Here is a 15,298-nt window from a genome sequence, read left to right as displayed (position 1 = left end):
GGTCAGAGCTCCGCCTGTATTCGATAACGGCAAATATCGCCATCGCTAGTACTATCCTCATCACTAGTACTCTCGATGAAATTCATACATTCGCCACTTTTGAGGCGCCAGGACAACTGGATCTCCAGGGTAGTGCCATCCTCATCACAGGTACCGCTCGCGGTGGCCTTGCAGAGATGAAATTCGTTCTTCAGAAGCGTTTCATCTACCCCTGGCAGTAGCCGAGCAGCTTCCTGAGACCAGCAAGTCAATTGCTTGTCGGCGTCGGTGGGAGTTGAGGCGCAATCACCGTCGTCGACAGTTGCAAAGTCACGACCGGAGAGTTTCTCGACGATTTTGCCCCGGGCGCGGGTCATTTCCAGCAGATCCTGGGCCAGCATGGCGGCGGTATTGCGCTGGGTCGTATCCGTGGTGAAGGCAACCGACTTGCTCTGTAGGGCGACCATGCCCAGCACCCCGATGGAAATCAGCACCAGGGTCACCAAGACCTCTATCATGCTGAAGCCGCTGTCCGACGAGAGTTTCTTCATGGACGGCAACTCGTCAGGGCAGTGCCCGCAGCATCGGCTTTGCCCATGGGGTACTGACGAGTCACGCCATTGCGTTGGATGTCGACCTTGTAGCCTTTGGTGGCGTCGCCGCCATGGCACAGCACAACGGTGACACGTGCATCGGTCCCCATCAGGGCCGTTCCTTCGGCGGAGTAGCTAAGGTTGGTCCGGCTAGGTTGGGCGGTCACTTGCGAAGGGGGCAGTGTTACCTGGCGCAAGGAGGTAGCATCGGACGAGTCGCAATCACCAAGCACCGAACGCCACAGGGTGTCGGATGTGCAGATGGTTACCGTGGTTCGCCGTAGTACTGCTTCCGAGCGAGCTTGTAGCAACAGGCCGAACAGGGCGTCAGCAGCGCTGCGGGTGCGAGTCTGGTTGACCAGGCTGGTGAAGCTAGGCACGGCAATGCTGGCGAAAATCCCTAGCAGCGTGACTACGGTCAACATCTCGAGCAAGGTGAACCCTTGGCTTGCAGTGGCACGATCCATGATGTGCTCCCCGATCGGAGCGGCTAGTTTCTGGTAGGAAGCGCGCGCCTGTCGTCTTTTGCAGGACGGTCGGGGGGAGATCAGGGATGGCCGGTTCGCTCGCCTGGGCGGGCCAAGAAGACTATTCCAGACAGCTTGCGTCGTTCCTGGCCGCCAGCGCTCTGGCCCTGCCTTGGTTGTTTATGGTTATACGGGACAGCTCTTTCCCCTTCGCGCTACACAGCGAAAGCGTGCCGTTGAGGCCTGTACTGGTACCATTGTGGCGATAGGTGATGGCAGTTGGCCGGTTCCAGCGCAGTCTTAATCCTGGCGGTAATTCGCCATGGCGCAGCAATAACTCGTCATTGGCGGGATCTCTTATTTGCCATCCGTTGGACCAGTCTTCTCCGCAGCCTTGATCGTCGAGCGGACAGAGGACGACGGTCTGGCGACGCGCAATGCTTAGGGTCCTGGCTGCCTTGATATGGGTCAGCAGAAGGTCGCGGGTCGCCTCGTGACGTACCTGCTCTAGCCAGGCTGACATAGCTGGCAGAGCGAAACTCGCTACGATGGTCAAGATGCTTAAGGCGAGCAGCAGTTCGAAGAGGCTGACGCCTCGCGCGTTGCGGTGTGCCATGTCGACGTCCTTGCGTAGTCTTCCGGCCTTCCTGGCCGAAGAAGCGGTTTAATGACGTCGTGCTGGCTAGTCAATTCCAAGGTGCTAGAGGTGTGACGTGAGTTGCGATGTGGCTGTGGTCGGGGCCGGTGCCATTGGGTTGCTGTCGGCCTATTACCTGTCCTTGAGCGGTCGGCGGGTAGTGGTGGTCGAGCGCGGCGAGCCGGGGCGGGAGGCGTCCTGGGCCGGTGGCGGAATCGTTTCGCCGCTGTATCCGTGGCGCTACCAGCCCGCGGTGACGGCGCTGGCGCACTGGTCGCAGGATTTTTATCCGGTGCTGGGGGAGCGGTTGCGGCAGGAGACGGGCGTGGACCCCGAGGTCGAGGTGACCGGGTTGTACTGGCTCAATCTGGAGGACGAGGCCGAGGCGCTGGACTGGGCGCGGCGCAATGTGCGGCCGCTGGCGTCGGTCTCGGTCGCGGAGGTGCGGCAGCGGGTGCCGGTGCTGGGGCCAGGTTATGAGCGAGCGGTCTTCATGGCGGGGGTGGCCAATGTGCGCAATCCCCGGCTGGTGCGCTCCTTGCGCGAAGCCTTGCTACGCATGCCGAATGTGACGCTGGTGAGCGAGTCGCCGGTGACCGGGTTCCTGCGCCAGGGCGAGCGGGTAGTAGGGGTGCAGACGGCGCGCGAGGCCATCCATGCCGAGTCGGTCGTCGTCTGTGCGGGCGCCTGGAGTGGTGAGCTGCTGCAGACCCTGGGACTGGCGGTGCCGGTGCGGCCGGTGAAGGGACAGATGTTGCTGTATCGGCAGCCGGTCGGTTATCTGACCAGCATGGTGCTGGCCAAGGGGCGCTACGCGATACCGCGGCGCGATGGCCATATCCTCATCGGCAGTACCCTGGAACATGCCGAGTTCGACAAGACGCCAACCGCCAAGGCACTGGCCAGCCTGCAGGCGTCGGCGGCCGAATTGTTGCCGGCGCTCGCCGAGCAGGCGCCGGTGGCGCACTGGGCGGGGCTGCGGCCGGGCTCGCCGGACGGCGTGCCCTTCATCGGGCCGGTGCCGGAGCTGCCCGGGCTGTGGCTCAACTGCGGGCACTATCGCAATGGTTTGGTACTGGCACCGGCCTCCTGCCAGTTGCTGACCGATCTGCTCACCGAGCGCACGCCGATCATCGATCCGGCGCCCTATGCGCCAGGCGCGCGGCTGGCAGCGGGCTGATCAGTCGATGCCGAGCTTTTTCAGGCGGTAGCGCATCGAACGGAAGGATAGACCCAGGCGTTCCGCGGCGGCGGTGCGGTTCCAGCGGGTCTCTTCGAGCGCCTGCATGATCAGCTGGCGCTCGATGGACTCCAGGTGGTCTTCGAGGTTGGCGATGTTGGCCAGGCTGGCTTCGCCGGTGGCGGTGGCCGCCGGGGCGTCGGCCAGACGCAGGTCGGCCGGGCGGATGACATCGCCTTCGCAAAGGGTGTAGGCCCGCTCCAGCATGTTTTCCAGTTCCCGCACGTTGCCGGGAAAGCGGTAGCTTTTGAGCCTGGCCAGGGCATCTTCGCCCAGCGTGGCCGGGGCGAGGCCTGAGTCCCGCGCCAGGCGTTCGAGCATGTGATTGGCCAGGACGCCGATGTCTTCACGGCGCTCGCGCAGGGCCGGTACCTGCAATTCGATGACGTTGAGGCGATAGTAGAGATCCTGGCGGAAGGTGCCGGCGGCGACCTCGGCGGCGAGATCCCGGTGGGTGGCGCTGAGGATGCGCACGTCCAGGCTGATCTCCTGCTGGCTGCCTACCGGGCGCACGGCCTTTTCCTGGATGGCGCGCAAGAGCTTGACCTGCATCGGTAGCGGCAGGTCAGCCACCTCGTCGAGGAACAGGGTGCCGCCCTGGGCGGCCTGGAACAGGCCCTGCTTGTCTTCGATGGCGCCGGTGAAGCTGCCCTTGCGGTGGCCAAAGAATTCGCTTTCCACCAGTTCCGAGGGGATGGCGCCACAGTTGACCGGGACGAAGGGCCGTCCGGCACGGGGGCCTTGCTCGTGAATCAGGCGCGCTACGCGCTCCTTGCCGCTGCCCGATTCGCCACTGATGTAGACCGGCGCCTGGCTGCGCGCCAGCTTGGCGATCTGGCCGCGCAGGGCGCGCATGGGGGGCGACTCGCCGAGCAGTTGGGTTTCACTGGCACCGGCTACTGCCGGGGTTGGCCCGGACAGGCGCAGGGCGGTGCCCACCAGCTCGCGCAGGCGCGGCAGATCCACCGGCTTGGTCAGGTAGTCGAAGGCGCCGGCCTTGAGTGCCTGGACCGCGGTTTCCAGGCTGCCGAAGGCGGTGATCATGGCCACCGGCAGTTGCGGGAGCCGCTGCTGGATGAACTGGATGAGGTCGAGGCCCGAACCGTCGGGCAGGCGCATGTCGGTCAGGCAGAGGTCGAAGCTTTCCCGTTCGAGGATGGCCCGGGCGTCGGCGATGTTCTTGGCGCTGGCGGTGTCGAGTTTCATCCGCCCCAGGGTGATTTCCAGGAGTTCGCGGATATCGGGTTCATCGTCGACGATCAGGACTTTCTGTCGGGCCATGCTCAGCTCATTGTGCGGGGATGGGCGAAGGTGATGCGAAAACAGCTGCCGTTCGCCAAAGGATGATAGCCAAGTCTGGCCTGGTTGCTCTCGCAAAGCTCACGGGAGATGTACAGGCCCAGCCCGGTCCCCTTGTTCTCGGTGGTGAAGAAGGGTTCGAACAGGTGGTCGAGTTGTTCGGCGGCGACGCCTGGGCCGTCATCGACCACCTCGAGGATGGGCAGATCGCTTTCCGGGTCGCGGTAGGTGCTGAGCCAGACCTGGCCGGTGCCGTGTTTCTGGCAGCTGTAGCGCAGGCCGTTCTGTACCAGGTTGGTCAGGATCTGGCCCAGCTGGTGGGGGTCCATGTGGGTCTGCAGGGTACCGGCTTCGGTCTTGACGTGCAGCGTCTGGCCGGCGGGCAGGGTAGGGCGCAACTCCCCGGCGAAGCGGTGCGCCCAATAGCGCAGATCGATCAGCTGCGGCGCGGCCTGGCGTCGGCGCGACAGCTGCAGGACGTTTTCCACCACCCGATTCATTCGCCGTGACTGGTCCTGGATGATCTGCGCCAGGCGCCGATCCGGTGTAGTCAGTTCTTCGGATTCCTGCAGCAGTTGCGCGGCGTGACTGATGGCCCCCAGCGGGTTGCGGATCTCGTGGGCGATGCCGGCGGTGAGACGACCAAGGGAGGCGAGCTTGAGTTGCTGGGCCTGCTGGGCGATGCGCGAGACGTCTTCGAGAAAGGTGAGTACCCGTTCGCCTTCACCTTGCTGCAGCCGGGCGAAGCTGGGTTGCAGCAGCGGGCCGTTGGCATGGGCGCGCCAGGGCGTGGGACGGATGCTGGGATTGCGCTCCCATTCCTCCAGCCGCTGGGCGAGGCCCAGGGTCAGGGGCGTGATGGTGGCCTCGTCGTCCACCCCGAGCAGGCGCCGGGCTGCTGGATTGGCCAGCAGCACCTGGTACTCGGCATCGAACACCAGGATGCCGGTACGCATGCGTTCGAGGATCAGGGCATTGAGGGCTTCCAATTCGGCCACCGCAGTGGCGCGGGTTTCGGCCAGGGCCTGGCTGTCCAGCAGCCGCCGGACCAGGCCCTGTACCAGCAGTGCCGTGGCGAAACAAAGGGTGCCCAGACCTGCCGCCTGCACATAGCCGCTGCCGCTGTCGCCACGGCGCAAGTCCAGGTAGCCGGTCGCCAGCAGCAGGGCGATGGCGGCCAGGGCAGCGATCAGCAGGCCGCGGCGTCCGCGGATCAGGACGTTGGAGACCCCGACGGTCACCACCAGCAGACTGCCCATGCCGCTGGCGATGCCGCCGGCCAGGAAGAACAGGCCGCCCAGGGCGAGGATATCGATCAGTGCCAGGGCGAAGGCGCGACCGCGCAGCAGCCGATGGCCGACCGCGAGCACTACGTTGGTGGCCAGATAGGCCCAGCTGGCCTGACGGAACAGCAGGCCGTCGACGGTGCGCAGCCAGTGCTGATCCAGATCGCTGGAAATCAGCACCACCAGCGCCAGACCGATGACGATGCGATAGAGATGATAGAGCCGCAGGACCGCGTCGGCTCTCAGGATGCCTGGATCAGTCGCGGTGCTCATGCTGCAACCGGCGATGTTCGGCACTGCAATACCAGCGCTGGCCTTCGCCGTCGGCCAGGGCTCTTTCCTGGGGCACATGCACGCCGCAGTGGGCGCAGCGCACCATGGCATTGGGCGGCAGCGGAGGCGCCTTGGCAGCGGGCTTCTGCGTCTTGCCGCGCCACCAGCGTCTGATCATCCAGAACAGCGCGCCCAGGAGGACGAGCCACAACAGCAGGCGAAGCAGACCCATGGCGATCTCGCAGCGTGAAGGAGGGTGGAGTTTAGCAGGGCCGCCGCAGTGGGTGAGCCCCCCGCAGGGCATCGATTGTCCCGCTTCGCTGCATGCAGGAAAATGCAGCGATGAATCGGGCAAGGAAGAGTGCATGAGTCAGCTGCTGAAGGTCGTGATGGCGCAAGTGAACCTCAAGGTCGGCGACATCCACGGCAATGTGGACCGGATCATCGCCGCGGCCCATGAGGCCCGGGACCGGTTGCAGGGGGATCTCATCGTCTTCCCGGAGTTGTCGCTGTGCGGTTATCCGCCGGAGGACCTGCTGCTGCGTTCGAGCATGCAGCGCCGCATCGAGCAGGGTTTGCAGCGGATCCGCCAGGAGATCGCCGGCATCCATGTGCTGGTGGGCTTTCCCTGGCTGGAAGAGGGGCGGCGTTACAACGCCTGTGCGGTCTATCGCGATGGCGCCGAGCTGGCCTGCTATCGCAAGCAGCAACTGCCCAACTATCAGGTGTTCGACGAAAAACGCTACTTCGAGCCGGGCGACAGTGCCGCCGTGTTCGACTATCAGGGCGTGCCCATCGGCGTCACCATCTGCGAAGACATCTGGTTCGCCGAGCCCATGGCCAAGGCCCGTGCCGCCGGGGCGCGGCTGATGCTCAATCTGAACGCTTCCCCCTTCCATGGCGGCAAGCAGCCGGAACGTGAGGCCGTGGTAGGCGAACGTGCCCGGGAGGGCGGCATGCCGGTGGTCTACGTCAACCAGGTGGGTGGCCAGGACGAACTGGTGTTCGATGGCCACTCCTTCGTGGTGGATGCCCAGGGGCAGGTCAGCCAGCGCGCGCCGGCCTTCGTCGAGGGGCTCTATCCGGTCAGCTTCGACCAGGACCTGACCCCGCAGCCGGCCGAACTCACCCCCGTGGCTTCGTTGGAAGCCAGCGTCTATGACGCCCTGGTGCTCGGGGTACGCGACTACGTGCGCAAGAACGGCTTCAAGGGCGTGGTCCTGGGCCTGTCCGGTGGTATCGATTCGGCGCTGGTCCTGGCAGTCGCGGCGGATGCCCTGGGCGCGGAACAGGTGGAGGCGGTGATGATGCCCTACCACTACACCGCGCAGATCAGCCTGGACGATGCCGAAGCCGAGGCGCGGAAGCTGGGGGTGCGCTACAGCGTCTTGCCCATCGCGGCCATGGTCGAGGCCTTCCAGCAAACCCTGGCCGGCGAATTCGCCGGACTTGGGCGCGACACCACCGAGGAGAATCTACAGGCGCGCTGCCGTGGCACCCTGCTGATGGCCATTTCCAACAAGAAGGGCTATCTGGTGCTGACCACCGGCAACAAGAGCGAGATGGCGGTGGGTTACGCCACCCTCTATGGCGACATGGCCGGTGGCTTCGATGTACTCAAGGACGTGCCCAAGACCCTGGTGTTCCGCCTCTGCGCGTACCGCAATCGCCACGGTGAGGTGATTCCCCAGCGGGTGATCGACCGGCCGCCGTCGGCGGAGCTGTCGCCGGACCAGAAGGACGAGGACTCGCTGCCGCCCTATCCGGTGCTCGACGAGATCCTGCGGCTGTACGTCGAGCAGGATCTCTCGGCCGCGGACATCGTCGCCGCCGGCTTCGACGAGGAAACGGTGCGCAAGGTATTGCGTCTGGTGGATCTCAACGAGTACAAGCGACGCCAGGCGGCGGTCGGTGCACGAGTGACCCAGCGCGGGTTCGGTCGCGACCGGCGCTACCCGATCACCTCGGGCTGGCGGATCGGCGACTAATCCGCCGGTTCTGACGCAATAAAAAAGGGGAAGCCAGTGGCTTCCCCTTTGCACATCTGCTACCGGATCAGTCGAACAGACCAAAGGTCAAGCGGCTGAGCCAGGAGCGCTTGGCCGGAGCCGGGGTCGCGCCGCCGGCCTTCTCGGCTTCAGCCGGGTCGACGATGCGCAACTCGGGCGCCAGGTTGTCACGCTCTTCCTGGTACTTGCGCTGGATGTCCTGGCTGGCGCGGGTCTCGCCGGGCGGCAGCGGATCGCTCGGGCGATCGATCAGGCCCAGGGTCGCGCGGGTCAGCCAGGAACGCTGCTGATCCTTGTCGTCCGGCTCGCGCAGCTGGAACTCGCCATCCTTGAGGCTGACGTTGTCTGGGTAGTTGAGCTTGAGGGTTTCCAGGCTGGTGGCCGCCAGGTCGTTCAGACCCAGGTGCTTGTAGGCCTCGGTCATGATCGCCAGGCCGTCACCTACGGACGGGGTGCCCTGGAAGTTCTCGACCACGTAGCGACCGCGGTTGGCGGCGGCCACATAGGCCTTGCGGGTCAGGTAGTAGTGGCCGACGTGGACGTCGTAGGCCGCCAGCAGGTTGCGCAGGTAGACCATGCGCGCCTTGGCGTCCGGGGCGTAGCGGCTGTTGGGGAAGCGGCTGGTGAACTGGGCGAAGTCGTTGAAGGAATCGCGCGCCGCGCCCGGGTCACGCTTGGTCATGTCCAGCGGCAGGAAGCGCGCCAGCAGGCCGCGGTCCTGTTCGAAGGAGGACACGCCCTTCATGTAGTAGGCGTAGTCGACATTGGGGTGCTGTGGATGCAGGCGGATGAAGCGATCCGCCGCCGTGCGCGCCGCCTCGGGCTCGCCATTCTTGTAGTTGGCGTAGATCAGCTCCAGCTGGGCCTGTTCGGCATAGCGGCCGAAAGGATACCGCGACTCCAGGGCCTTCAGCTTGCTGATGGCGTCCGTGTAGCTGCTGTTGGAGATATCGCGCTGAGCCTGGGTATAGAGCTCGCCTTCCGGCAGATTTTCCGGAACCTCGGGCGCTTTCGAGGAGCAGGCGGCGGTGAGGACTAGGCTGGTGACCAGCAGCAGGTGCTTCAATTGCATGGCGGCTTGGATTCCCCGAAACGGTCGGCGGTGCAGGGATGAGCGCGGAGAGCGTTCACCTAGCCTGTGACGGGGCCGGAACCGTCCTGTTATGATGATCGACCCGGAATGCCGGGGCAAAAAAGTCGCCGTATTTAACCACAGGGTCGGGCCGATTCCAAAAGCCCCGCCATTGCCCGCGCAGATCCATGTCCGAATCCATCGTTCTCAATGCCGAAGTCCCCTACGAACTCGGTGGCCAGCGCCTCGATCAGGTCGCTGCCCAGCTGTTCGCCGAACATTCCCGCTCGCGTCTCGCCGCCTGGATCAAGGACGGTAGCCTGACCGTCGACGGCGCCGTGCTGCGTCCGCGTGACTCCGTCCATGGCGGCGCCCAGCTGGCGCTGCGCGCCGAGCGCGAGGCCCAGGGCGAGTGGGTGGCCCAGGACATCGAGCTGGACATCGTCTACGAAGACGATCACCTGCTGGTGCTCGACAAGCCGGCCGGGCTGGTGGTGCATCCGGCCGCCGGCCATGCCGACGGCACCCTGCTCAATGCCTTGCTGCACCATGTACCGGGACTGGAAAGCGTGCCGCGCGCCGGCATCGTCCATCGCCTGGACAAGGACACCACCGGGCTCATGGTGGTGGCCAAGACGCTGGAGGCCCATACCCATCTGGTCGCCCAGTTGCAGGCACGCTCGGTGAGCCGCATCTACGAAGCCGTCGTTGCCGGGGTGATCGTTGCCGGCGGCACCGTTAATGCGCCCATCGGCCGCCATTCCCAGCGTCGTCAGCAGATGGCGGTGATCGCCGGGGGCAAGCCAGCCGTCAGTCACTATCGGGTGCTGGAGCGCTTCCGCGCCTATACCCATACCCGGGTCAAGCTGGAGACCGGCCGTACCCACCAGATCCGCGTGCACATGACCCACGTCGGCTTCCCGCTGGTCGGCGATCCGGTCTATGGCGGTCGCTTCAAGATTCCGCCAGCGACCAATCCGACCCTGATCAAGACCCTGCGCGAATTTCCGCGCCAGGCGCTGCACGCGCGCTTCCTCGAACTGGATCACCCAGTGACCGGTGAACGGCTGCGCTGGGAGTCGCCGCTGCCGGAAGACCTGGTCTGGCTGCTGGATCTGTTGCGCCAGGACCGGGAATCCTTCGAGTGACAGGCGCCGACTGGCTGCGGCCGGACTGGCCGGCGCCGGTCGGCGTCCAGGCCTGCGTCACCACCCGCATGGGCGGTGTCAGCCAGACGCCCTTTGACAGCTTCAATCTGGGCACCCATGTCGGGGATGACCCGGCGGCGGTCGCCGAGAACCGTCGACGGCTGGGCGAGGCCCTGGGGTGCCAGCCGGCCTGGCTCGAACAGGTTCATGGCACCGCGGTGGTCGAAGCCGACCCGACCCAGGTGCTGCGTGCCGATGCGGCCTGGAGTGCTACGCCTGGTATCGCCGTGACCATGATGACCGCCGACTGCCTGCCGGTGCTGTTCTGCCGGCGGGACGGTTCCCGCGTCGCGGCGGCCCACGCCGGCTGGCGCGGTCTGGCCGGTGGGGTGCTGGAAGCGGCTGCCGCCAGTCTGGCCGTGCCGCCCGCCGAGGTGCTGGTCTGGCTGGGGCCGGCCATTGGCCCAGCCAGCTTCGAGGTGGGTGTCGAGGTGCGTGAGGCTTTCCTCGCCCAGCACGGTGACGCCGGGCAGTGCTTCGTGGCCAAGGGCGGGGACAAGTACCTGGGCGATCTCTACGCCCTGGCCCGTCTGCGTCTCGCCGCCCAGGGCATCACGGCGGTCTATGGGGGTGGCTTCGATACCTTTGTCGATCACCAGCGCTTTTTCTCCTACCGGCGCGCCTCTCGCACCGGTCGCTTTGCCAGCCTGATCTGGATCAAGCCCTAGGCATTTTTTGGGATGTCAAGCCTTCCTGGCTTGAATCGTTACGCATCGCCCCTATCTAAAGGTCATTCCCGCGGGTAATTGAAAGCGCCTTCTGCTGCGCCATCCCGCGTTTCAGATAAGGACCTTGCCCATGCGTATAGACCGTTTCACCAGCAAACTGCAGCTCGCCCTGGCGGATGCCCAGTCCCTGGCCGTCGGCCACGACCATCCGGCCATCGAGCCGCTGCACCTGTTTTCCGCCTTGCTCGACCAGCAGGGTGGCTCCATTTCCCCGCTGCTGCGCCAGGTCGGCTTCGACCTCGCCAGCCTGCGCAAGACCCTCGGCGAAGAGCTGGACAAGCTACCCAAGATCCAGAATCCCACCGGCGACGTGAACCTGTCCCAGGACCTGGCGCGCCTGCTCAACCAGGCCGATCGCCTGGCCCAGCAGAAGGGTGACCAGTTCATCTCCAGCGAACTGGTCCTGCTCGCCGCCATGGACGAAAACACCCGTCTCGGCAAGTTGCTGCTGGGGCAGGGCGTTTCGCGCAAGGCGCTGGAGAACGCCATCAACAATCTGCGCGGCGGCGAAGCGGTCAATGACCCCAATGCCGAAGACAGCCGCAAGGCGCTGGACAAGTTCACCGTCGATCTCACCAAGCGCGCCGAAGACGGCAAGCTCGACCCGGTGATCGGCCGGGACGACGAGATCCGCCGCACCATCCAGGTCCTGCAGCGCCGCACCAAGAACAACCCGGTGCTGATCGGCGAACCCGGCGTCGGCAAGACCGCCATCGCCGAAGGCCTGGCCCAGCGCATCATCAACGGCGAGGTGCCCGACGGCCTCAAGGACAAGCGTCTGCTCGCCCTGGACATGGGCGCCCTGATCGCTGGCGCCAAGTTCCGCGGCGAATTCGAGGAGCGCCTTAAAGGCGTGCTCAACGAACTGAGCAAACAGGAAGGGCGCATCATCCTGTTCATCGATGAGCTGCACACCATGGTCGGCGCCGGCAAGGCCGAAGGCGCCATGGATGCCGGCAATATGCTCAAGCCAGCCCTGGCCCGCGGCGAGCTGCATTGCGTGGGCGCCACCACCCTCGACGAGTACCGCCAGTTCATCGAAAAGGACGCGGCCCTGGAGCGACGCTTCCAGAAAGTGCTGGTGGACGAGCCGAGCGAAGAGGATACCATCGCCATTCTGCGTGGCCTCAAGGAGCGCTACGAGGTGCACCACAAGGTAGCCATCACCGACGGCGCCATCATCGCCGCGGCCAAGCTGTCCCATCGCTACATCACCGACCGCCAGCTGCCGGACAAGGCCATCGACCTGATCGACGAGGCGGCCAGCCGCATCCGCATGGAGATCGACTCCAAACCCGAGGCCCTGGATCGCCTGGATCGCCGGTTGATCCAGCTCAAGGTGGAACGCCAGGCGCTGAAGAAGGAAGAAGACGAGGCGGCGCGCAAGCGGCTGGAAAAACTCGACGAGGACATCGCCCGGCTCGAACAGGAGTACGCCGATCTGGAGGAAATCTGGAAGGCCGAGAAGGCCGAGGTCCAGGATTCCGCCCAGTTGCAGCAGCGCATCGAGCAGGCCCGCACCGAACTGGAGGCCGCTCGCCGCAAGGGTGACCTCAATCGCATGGCCGAGCTGCAGTACGGCACCATTCCCGATCTGGAGCGCAGTCTGCAGATGGTCGACCAGCACGAGAAGCCGGCCAACCAGCTCCTGCGCAACAAGGTCACCGAAGACGAGATCGCCGAGGTGGTTTCCAAGTGGACCGGCATTCCGGTCAGCAAGATGCTCGAAGGCGAGCGCGACAAGCTCTTGCGCATGGAAGAGGCCCTGCACAACCGGGTGATCGGTCAGGACGAGGCGGTCACGGCCGTGGCCAATGCCGTGCGCCGCTCGCGGGCCGGGTTGTCGGACCCCAACAAGCCCAGCGGGTCCTTCCTCTTCCTCGGCCCGACCGGGGTCGGTAAGACCGAGCTGTGCAAGTCGCTGGCGGAATTCCTCTTCGACACCGAGGACGCCATGGTGCGCATCGACATGTCCGAATTCATGGAGAAGCACTCCGTGGCTCGCCTGATCGGCGCACCGCCCGGCTACGTCGGTTACGAGGAGGGCGGCTATCTGACCGAGGCCGTGCGGCGCAAACCCTATTCGGTGATCCTGCTGGACGAAGTGGAGAAGGCTCATCCGGACGTCTTCAACATTCTCCTGCAGGTGCTGGACGACGGTCGCCTGACCGACAGCCAGGGGCGTACCGTGGACTTCCGCAATGCGGTGATCGTCATGACCTCGAATCTGGGCTCGGCACAGATCCAGGAACTGGTGGGCGATCCCGATGCCCAACGCGCCGCGGTGATGGATGCGGTGGCCGGTCATTTCCGCCCCGAGTTCATCAACCGTATCGACGAGGTGGTGGTGTTCGAACCCCTGGGTCGCGAACAGATCGCGGGGATCGCCGAGATCCAGCTGCAGCACCTGCGGCAGCGCCTGGCCGAGCGCGATCTGCAGCTCGAGCTGACGCCGGAGGCCTTGGACAAGCTGGTCGCCGTGGGCTACGACCCGGTCTATGGTGCGCGTCCGCTCAAGCGGGCTATCCAACGCTGGATCGAGAATCCCCTGGCGCAGCGCATCCTGTCGGGTGCCTTCGCGCCAAACGCGCGGATCCACGGCAGCGTAGAGGGCGACGAGATCGTCTTCGCCTAGGAAAAGACCGGGTGACCTCAGGGTTGCCCGGCTTTCCGCATAAATTTGTGAAAAAACAGCAGGCTAGGTGTTGACGTCTGTTTCTACTTCCGTAAAATGGCGCACCTCACTTACGGCAAAGCTCGAAAGGCACTGACGTAAGAGGGGTTGGAAGATCGAAATTCCGCGATAGCTCAGTCGGTAGAGCAAATGACTGTTAATCATTGGGTCCCTGGTTCGAGTCCAGGTCGCGGAGCCACTTCCATTCTCGGGGTATAGCGCAGCCCGGTAGCGCGCCTGCTTTGGGAGCAGGATGTCGGGAGTTCGAATCCCCCTACCCCGACCATATTTGGGTCGTTAGCTCAGTTGGTAGAGCAGTTGGCTTTTAACCAATTGGTCGCAGGTTCGAATCCTGCACGACCCACCATTTTTACCAGGAACCCTCCGCAAGGAGGGTTTTTGCGTTTTGGCGCATTACTTTTTTCCTTCGAGCTCCAATTTGTGCTGGCAAGGGGCTGATCCCGCCAGTACGCCAGACAAGGCGCGCGTTCGACGTCCTTCTGCTTCACAGGGAGGCCGTGAAAAAGTCGCGCCTAGGTTGGCCCGCCTCGCTTCCATCACGTCGCGCTCTATTCCGCTCATCTCCGGCAAACGCCGTCATCCAGGCTGCGTCCCGCGCCTATCAAGGCGATAGCCGGTCATAGCGACCGTCTGAGGCCTTACTACTATCAGGTGAAGTAACGGGTTTTCAGGCGGCGGGAATGCAGTCGAAACGCCTCTCGGGCTTCACGCTTATCGAGGTCTTGATCGTCGTGGCGCTGCTGGGCATCGTCACGGCACTGGCGGCGCCGGGCTTCGCCGGTCTGGTTCAGAGCAACCGCGTCCAGGCGGCAGCGGGAGAATTACAGCGCGCGCTCTATTACGCGCGCAGTGAAGCCATGAGTCGCGGCGTGAATGTCGTCGTCACGACCGATCCTGTGGACGCCAACGGCTGGATGGGCGCGCTGAGGATCAGTACCGTCAGTACGGTGGTACTGCCGACAGCCGAGGTACTGCGGCAATACAGTGGTGGGCTGGGCAATGGCGTCAATGGGACCGGAGCCGTGGGCGGCACTCCGCTCGCCAGTCTGACGTTCCAGCCCAACGGCAGTTTGAAATTGACTGGCGAGGCCACCATTCGCGTCTGCGCCACCAATGCCCTTGCCCAGGGTAAGCAATTCACGCTCAGCCAGGGGGGCGTGCTGAGCGTGGCTGACTACGTGCCTACCCGCCCAAGCGCTGTGGGGTGCAGCTAAATGAAGCCACAGCAGGGTGGGTTCAGCATGATCGAGGTGCTGGTCAGCTTGGTGATCATCTGCATCGGTGTGCTGGGCATGGTGGCCTTGCAAACGCGCAGCGTGGCGCTGTCCCAGGACTCGGTGCAGCGCAGCAATGCGATGGTTCTGGCCAATGACCTGCTCGAACTGATGCGCAGCAATCGCGATCAGGTGGTGGCCAGTGACAAGGTCAAGATCGACGGCGCCTATATCAAGCAACCGGGGACCAATTTTCGCACCAGGGCGCTCGATGCCGGCAAGACCTGCCTGAACCGGGATCGCTCTGCGGGAGGTGACACGGTAGCAGGGCAGGATCTGGGGTGCTGGTTGAATCAGGTGAAGGCCTTGCTGCCGGTGACGGATGCCTTGATCGCCAGCAGTTTCGCGGTCTGTCCGGCATCCGGCGTACCGCCGTTGCCCGCCAGCGATACCTCCGGCAACACCACGCCACTCAAGGCCTGCGAGACCACGGCGGTGGCACCGGTAATGGTTGTGGTGGCCTGGCAGGACGTCAGCAACGATTCGCTGAATTGTCCCAAGGGCGTCTGCTACTACGCCTTGCGCTCGGAGCTGTAGG

Annotated in this window: 14 protein-coding genes and 3 tRNA genes; 10 read left to right on the top strand and 7 right to left on the bottom strand. The window is 64.6% G+C overall.

All coding sequences use genetic code 11. The features are described from left to right. Nucleotides 1-2: 2 nt before the first annotated feature. From pilV (V6W80_RS19545) to V6W80_RS19535, 3 genes are all read right to left on the bottom strand, one after another. Complete coding sequence (gene pilV / locus V6W80_RS19545) at nt 3-530, bottom strand: type IV pilus modification protein PilV (RefSeq protein ID WP_338545146.1); 528 nt, start codon at nt 528-530, stop codon at nt 3-5. Continuing rightward, nucleotides 527-1,039 carry a GspH/FimT family pseudopilin gene (locus tag V6W80_RS19540; protein ID WP_338545144.1) on the bottom strand — a complete coding sequence of 171 codons (513 nt, stop codon included), beginning with the start codon at nt 1,037-1,039 and terminating at the stop codon, nt 527-529. Before V6W80_RS19540 ends, pilV (V6W80_RS19545) begins: the two co-directional genes overlap by 4 nt. Nucleotides 1,040-1,160: 121 nt before the next feature. Next, a complete protein-coding gene (locus V6W80_RS19535; RefSeq protein ID WP_338545142.1) occupies nt 1,161-1,655 on the bottom strand; it encodes a GspH/FimT family pseudopilin in 495 nt (164 codons plus the stop codon). 97 nt (nt 1,656-1,752) lie between these two features. On the opposite strand from V6W80_RS19535, the gene thiO reads away from it, so the two are divergent. Then, nucleotides 1,753-2,856 carry a glycine oxidase ThiO gene (gene thiO / locus V6W80_RS19530; RefSeq protein WP_338545141.1) on the top strand — a complete coding sequence of 368 codons (1,104 nt, stop codon included), beginning with the start codon at nt 1,753-1,755 and terminating at the stop codon, nt 2,854-2,856. On the opposite strand, the gene V6W80_RS19525 is transcribed toward thiO, so the two are convergent. The 3 genes from V6W80_RS19525 to V6W80_RS19515 are packed head-to-tail and all read right to left on the bottom strand — an operon-like array spanning nt 2,857 to nt 6,006. Next, on the bottom strand, nt 2,857-4,197 hold the full coding sequence (locus tag V6W80_RS19525; RefSeq protein WP_338545140.1) for a sigma-54-dependent transcriptional regulator: 1,341 nt from the start codon (nt 4,195-4,197) through the stop codon (nt 2,857-2,859). It lies immediately after the preceding gene. Nucleotides 4,198-4,199: 2 nt separating this feature from the next. Then, entirely contained in the window at nt 4,200-5,774 is a 1,575-nt protein-coding gene (locus tag V6W80_RS19520) for a sensor histidine kinase (RefSeq protein WP_017640840.1), read from the bottom strand. Next, nucleotides 5,758-6,006 (bottom strand): PP0621 family protein, encoded by a 249-nt coding sequence (locus V6W80_RS19515; protein WP_017640839.1) that lies wholly within the window; start codon nt 6,004-6,006, stop codon nt 5,758-5,760. Before V6W80_RS19515 ends, V6W80_RS19520 begins: the two co-directional genes overlap by 17 nt. A 133-nt stretch (nt 6,007-6,139) precedes the next feature. Between V6W80_RS19515 and V6W80_RS19510 the strand changes: the two genes are divergently transcribed. Further along, nucleotides 6,140-7,762 carry an NAD+ synthase gene (locus V6W80_RS19510; RefSeq protein ID WP_338545139.1) on the top strand — a complete coding sequence of 541 codons (1,623 nt, stop codon included), beginning with the start codon at nt 6,140-6,142 and terminating at the stop codon, nt 7,760-7,762. Nucleotides 7,763-7,829: 67 nt separating this feature from the next. On the opposite strand, the gene V6W80_RS19505 is transcribed toward V6W80_RS19510, so the two are convergent. Next, entirely contained in the window at nt 7,830-8,855 is a 1,026-nt protein-coding gene (locus V6W80_RS19505) for an outer membrane protein assembly factor BamD (RefSeq protein WP_285386476.1), read from the bottom strand. 188 nt (nt 8,856-9,043) lie between these two features. Here V6W80_RS19505 and rluD point away from each other — a divergent pair, with 188 nt between their 5' ends. The 8 genes from rluD to pilV (V6W80_RS19465) all read left to right on the top strand — a co-directional run bounded on the left by rluD (nt 9,044) and on the right by pilV (V6W80_RS19465) (nt 15,297). Continuing rightward, nucleotides 9,044-10,003: a 23S rRNA pseudouridine(1911/1915/1917) synthase RluD gene (gene rluD / locus V6W80_RS19500; RefSeq protein ID WP_017640836.1), complete on the top strand. Its 960-nt coding sequence runs from the start codon at nt 9,044-9,046 to the stop codon at nt 10,001-10,003. Then, nucleotides 10,000-10,731 carry a peptidoglycan editing factor PgeF gene (gene pgeF, locus V6W80_RS19495; protein ID WP_338545138.1) on the top strand — a complete coding sequence of 244 codons (732 nt, stop codon included), beginning with the start codon at nt 10,000-10,002 and terminating at the stop codon, nt 10,729-10,731. Before rluD ends, pgeF begins: the two co-directional genes overlap by 4 nt. A gap of 130 nt (nt 10,732-10,861) precedes the next feature. Further along, nucleotides 10,862-13,426, top strand: coding sequence for an ATP-dependent chaperone ClpB (clpB, locus tag V6W80_RS19490; RefSeq protein WP_338545137.1), 2,565 nt, complete (start codon nt 10,862-10,864; stop codon nt 13,424-13,426). Between the two features lie 162 nt (nt 13,427-13,588). Beyond that, nucleotides 13,589-13,664: transfer RNA gene (locus V6W80_RS19485), tRNA-Asn, on the top strand. A 10-nt stretch (nt 13,665-13,674) separates the two neighbouring features. Further along, nucleotides 13,675-13,751: transfer RNA gene (locus tag V6W80_RS19480), tRNA-Pro, on the top strand. A 5-nt stretch (nt 13,752-13,756) separates the two neighbouring features. Then, nucleotides 13,757-13,832: transfer RNA gene (locus V6W80_RS19475), tRNA-Lys, on the top strand. A gap of 334 nt (nt 13,833-14,166) precedes the next feature. Further along, entirely contained in the window at nt 14,167-14,700 is a 534-nt protein-coding gene (locus tag V6W80_RS19470) for a GspH/FimT family pseudopilin (protein ID WP_017640833.1), read from the top strand. Beyond that, the gene (pilV, locus tag V6W80_RS19465; RefSeq protein ID WP_017640832.1) at nt 14,701-15,297 is read left to right on the top strand and encodes a type IV pilus modification protein PilV; all 597 of its coding nucleotides are present in this window, start codon (nt 14,701-14,703) and stop codon (nt 15,295-15,297) included. Nucleotide 15,298 lies beyond the last annotated feature (1 nt).

It is taken from the genome of Pseudomonas benzopyrenica (assembly GCF_036884265.1).
In the GTDB taxonomy this organism is placed as follows: domain Bacteria; phylum Pseudomonadota; class Gammaproteobacteria; order Pseudomonadales; family Pseudomonadaceae; genus Chryseomonas; species Chryseomonas benzopyrenica.
Note: the sequence above shows the minus strand (reverse complement) of the source record. Positions and strands in the feature narration are given on the sequence as shown.

What these genes read in the sequence shown, in the direction of transcription:
- V6W80_RS19520 (WP_017640840.1), bottom strand. Translation starts at nt 5,774, where the DNA reads ATGAGCACCGCGACTGATCCAGGCATCCTGAGAGCCGACGCGGTCCTG.
- V6W80_RS19535 (WP_338545142.1), bottom strand. Translation starts at nt 1,655, where the DNA reads ATGGCACACCGCAACGCGCGAGGCGTCAGCCTCTTCGAACTGCTGCTC.
- V6W80_RS19505 (WP_285386476.1), bottom strand. Translation starts at nt 8,855, where the DNA reads ATGCAATTGAAGCACCTGCTGCTGGTCACCAGCCTAGTCCTCACCGCC.
- V6W80_RS19525 (WP_338545140.1), bottom strand. Translation starts at nt 4,197, where the DNA reads ATGGCCCGACAGAAAGTCCTGATCGTCGACGATGAACCCGATATCCGC.
- pilV (WP_017640832.1), top strand. Translation starts at nt 14,701, where the DNA reads ATGAAGCCACAGCAGGGTGGGTTCAGCATGATCGAGGTGCTGGTCAGC.
- V6W80_RS19515 (WP_017640839.1), bottom strand. Translation starts at nt 6,006, where the DNA reads ATGGGTCTGCTTCGCCTGCTGTTGTGGCTCGTCCTCCTGGGCGCGCTG.
- rluD (WP_017640836.1), top strand. Translation starts at nt 9,044, where the DNA reads ATGTCCGAATCCATCGTTCTCAATGCCGAAGTCCCCTACGAACTCGGT.
- pilV (WP_338545146.1), bottom strand. Translation starts at nt 530, where the DNA reads ATGAAGAAACTCTCGTCGGACAGCGGCTTCAGCATGATAGAGGTCTTG.
- V6W80_RS19540 (WP_338545144.1), bottom strand. Translation starts at nt 1,039, where the DNA reads ATGGATCGTGCCACTGCAAGCCAAGGGTTCACCTTGCTCGAGATGTTG.
- V6W80_RS19470 (WP_017640833.1), top strand. Translation starts at nt 14,167, where the DNA reads ATGCAGTCGAAACGCCTCTCGGGCTTCACGCTTATCGAGGTCTTGATC.
- clpB (WP_338545137.1), top strand. Translation starts at nt 10,862, where the DNA reads ATGCGTATAGACCGTTTCACCAGCAAACTGCAGCTCGCCCTGGCGGAT.
- V6W80_RS19510 (WP_338545139.1), top strand. Translation starts at nt 6,140, where the DNA reads ATGAGTCAGCTGCTGAAGGTCGTGATGGCGCAAGTGAACCTCAAGGTC.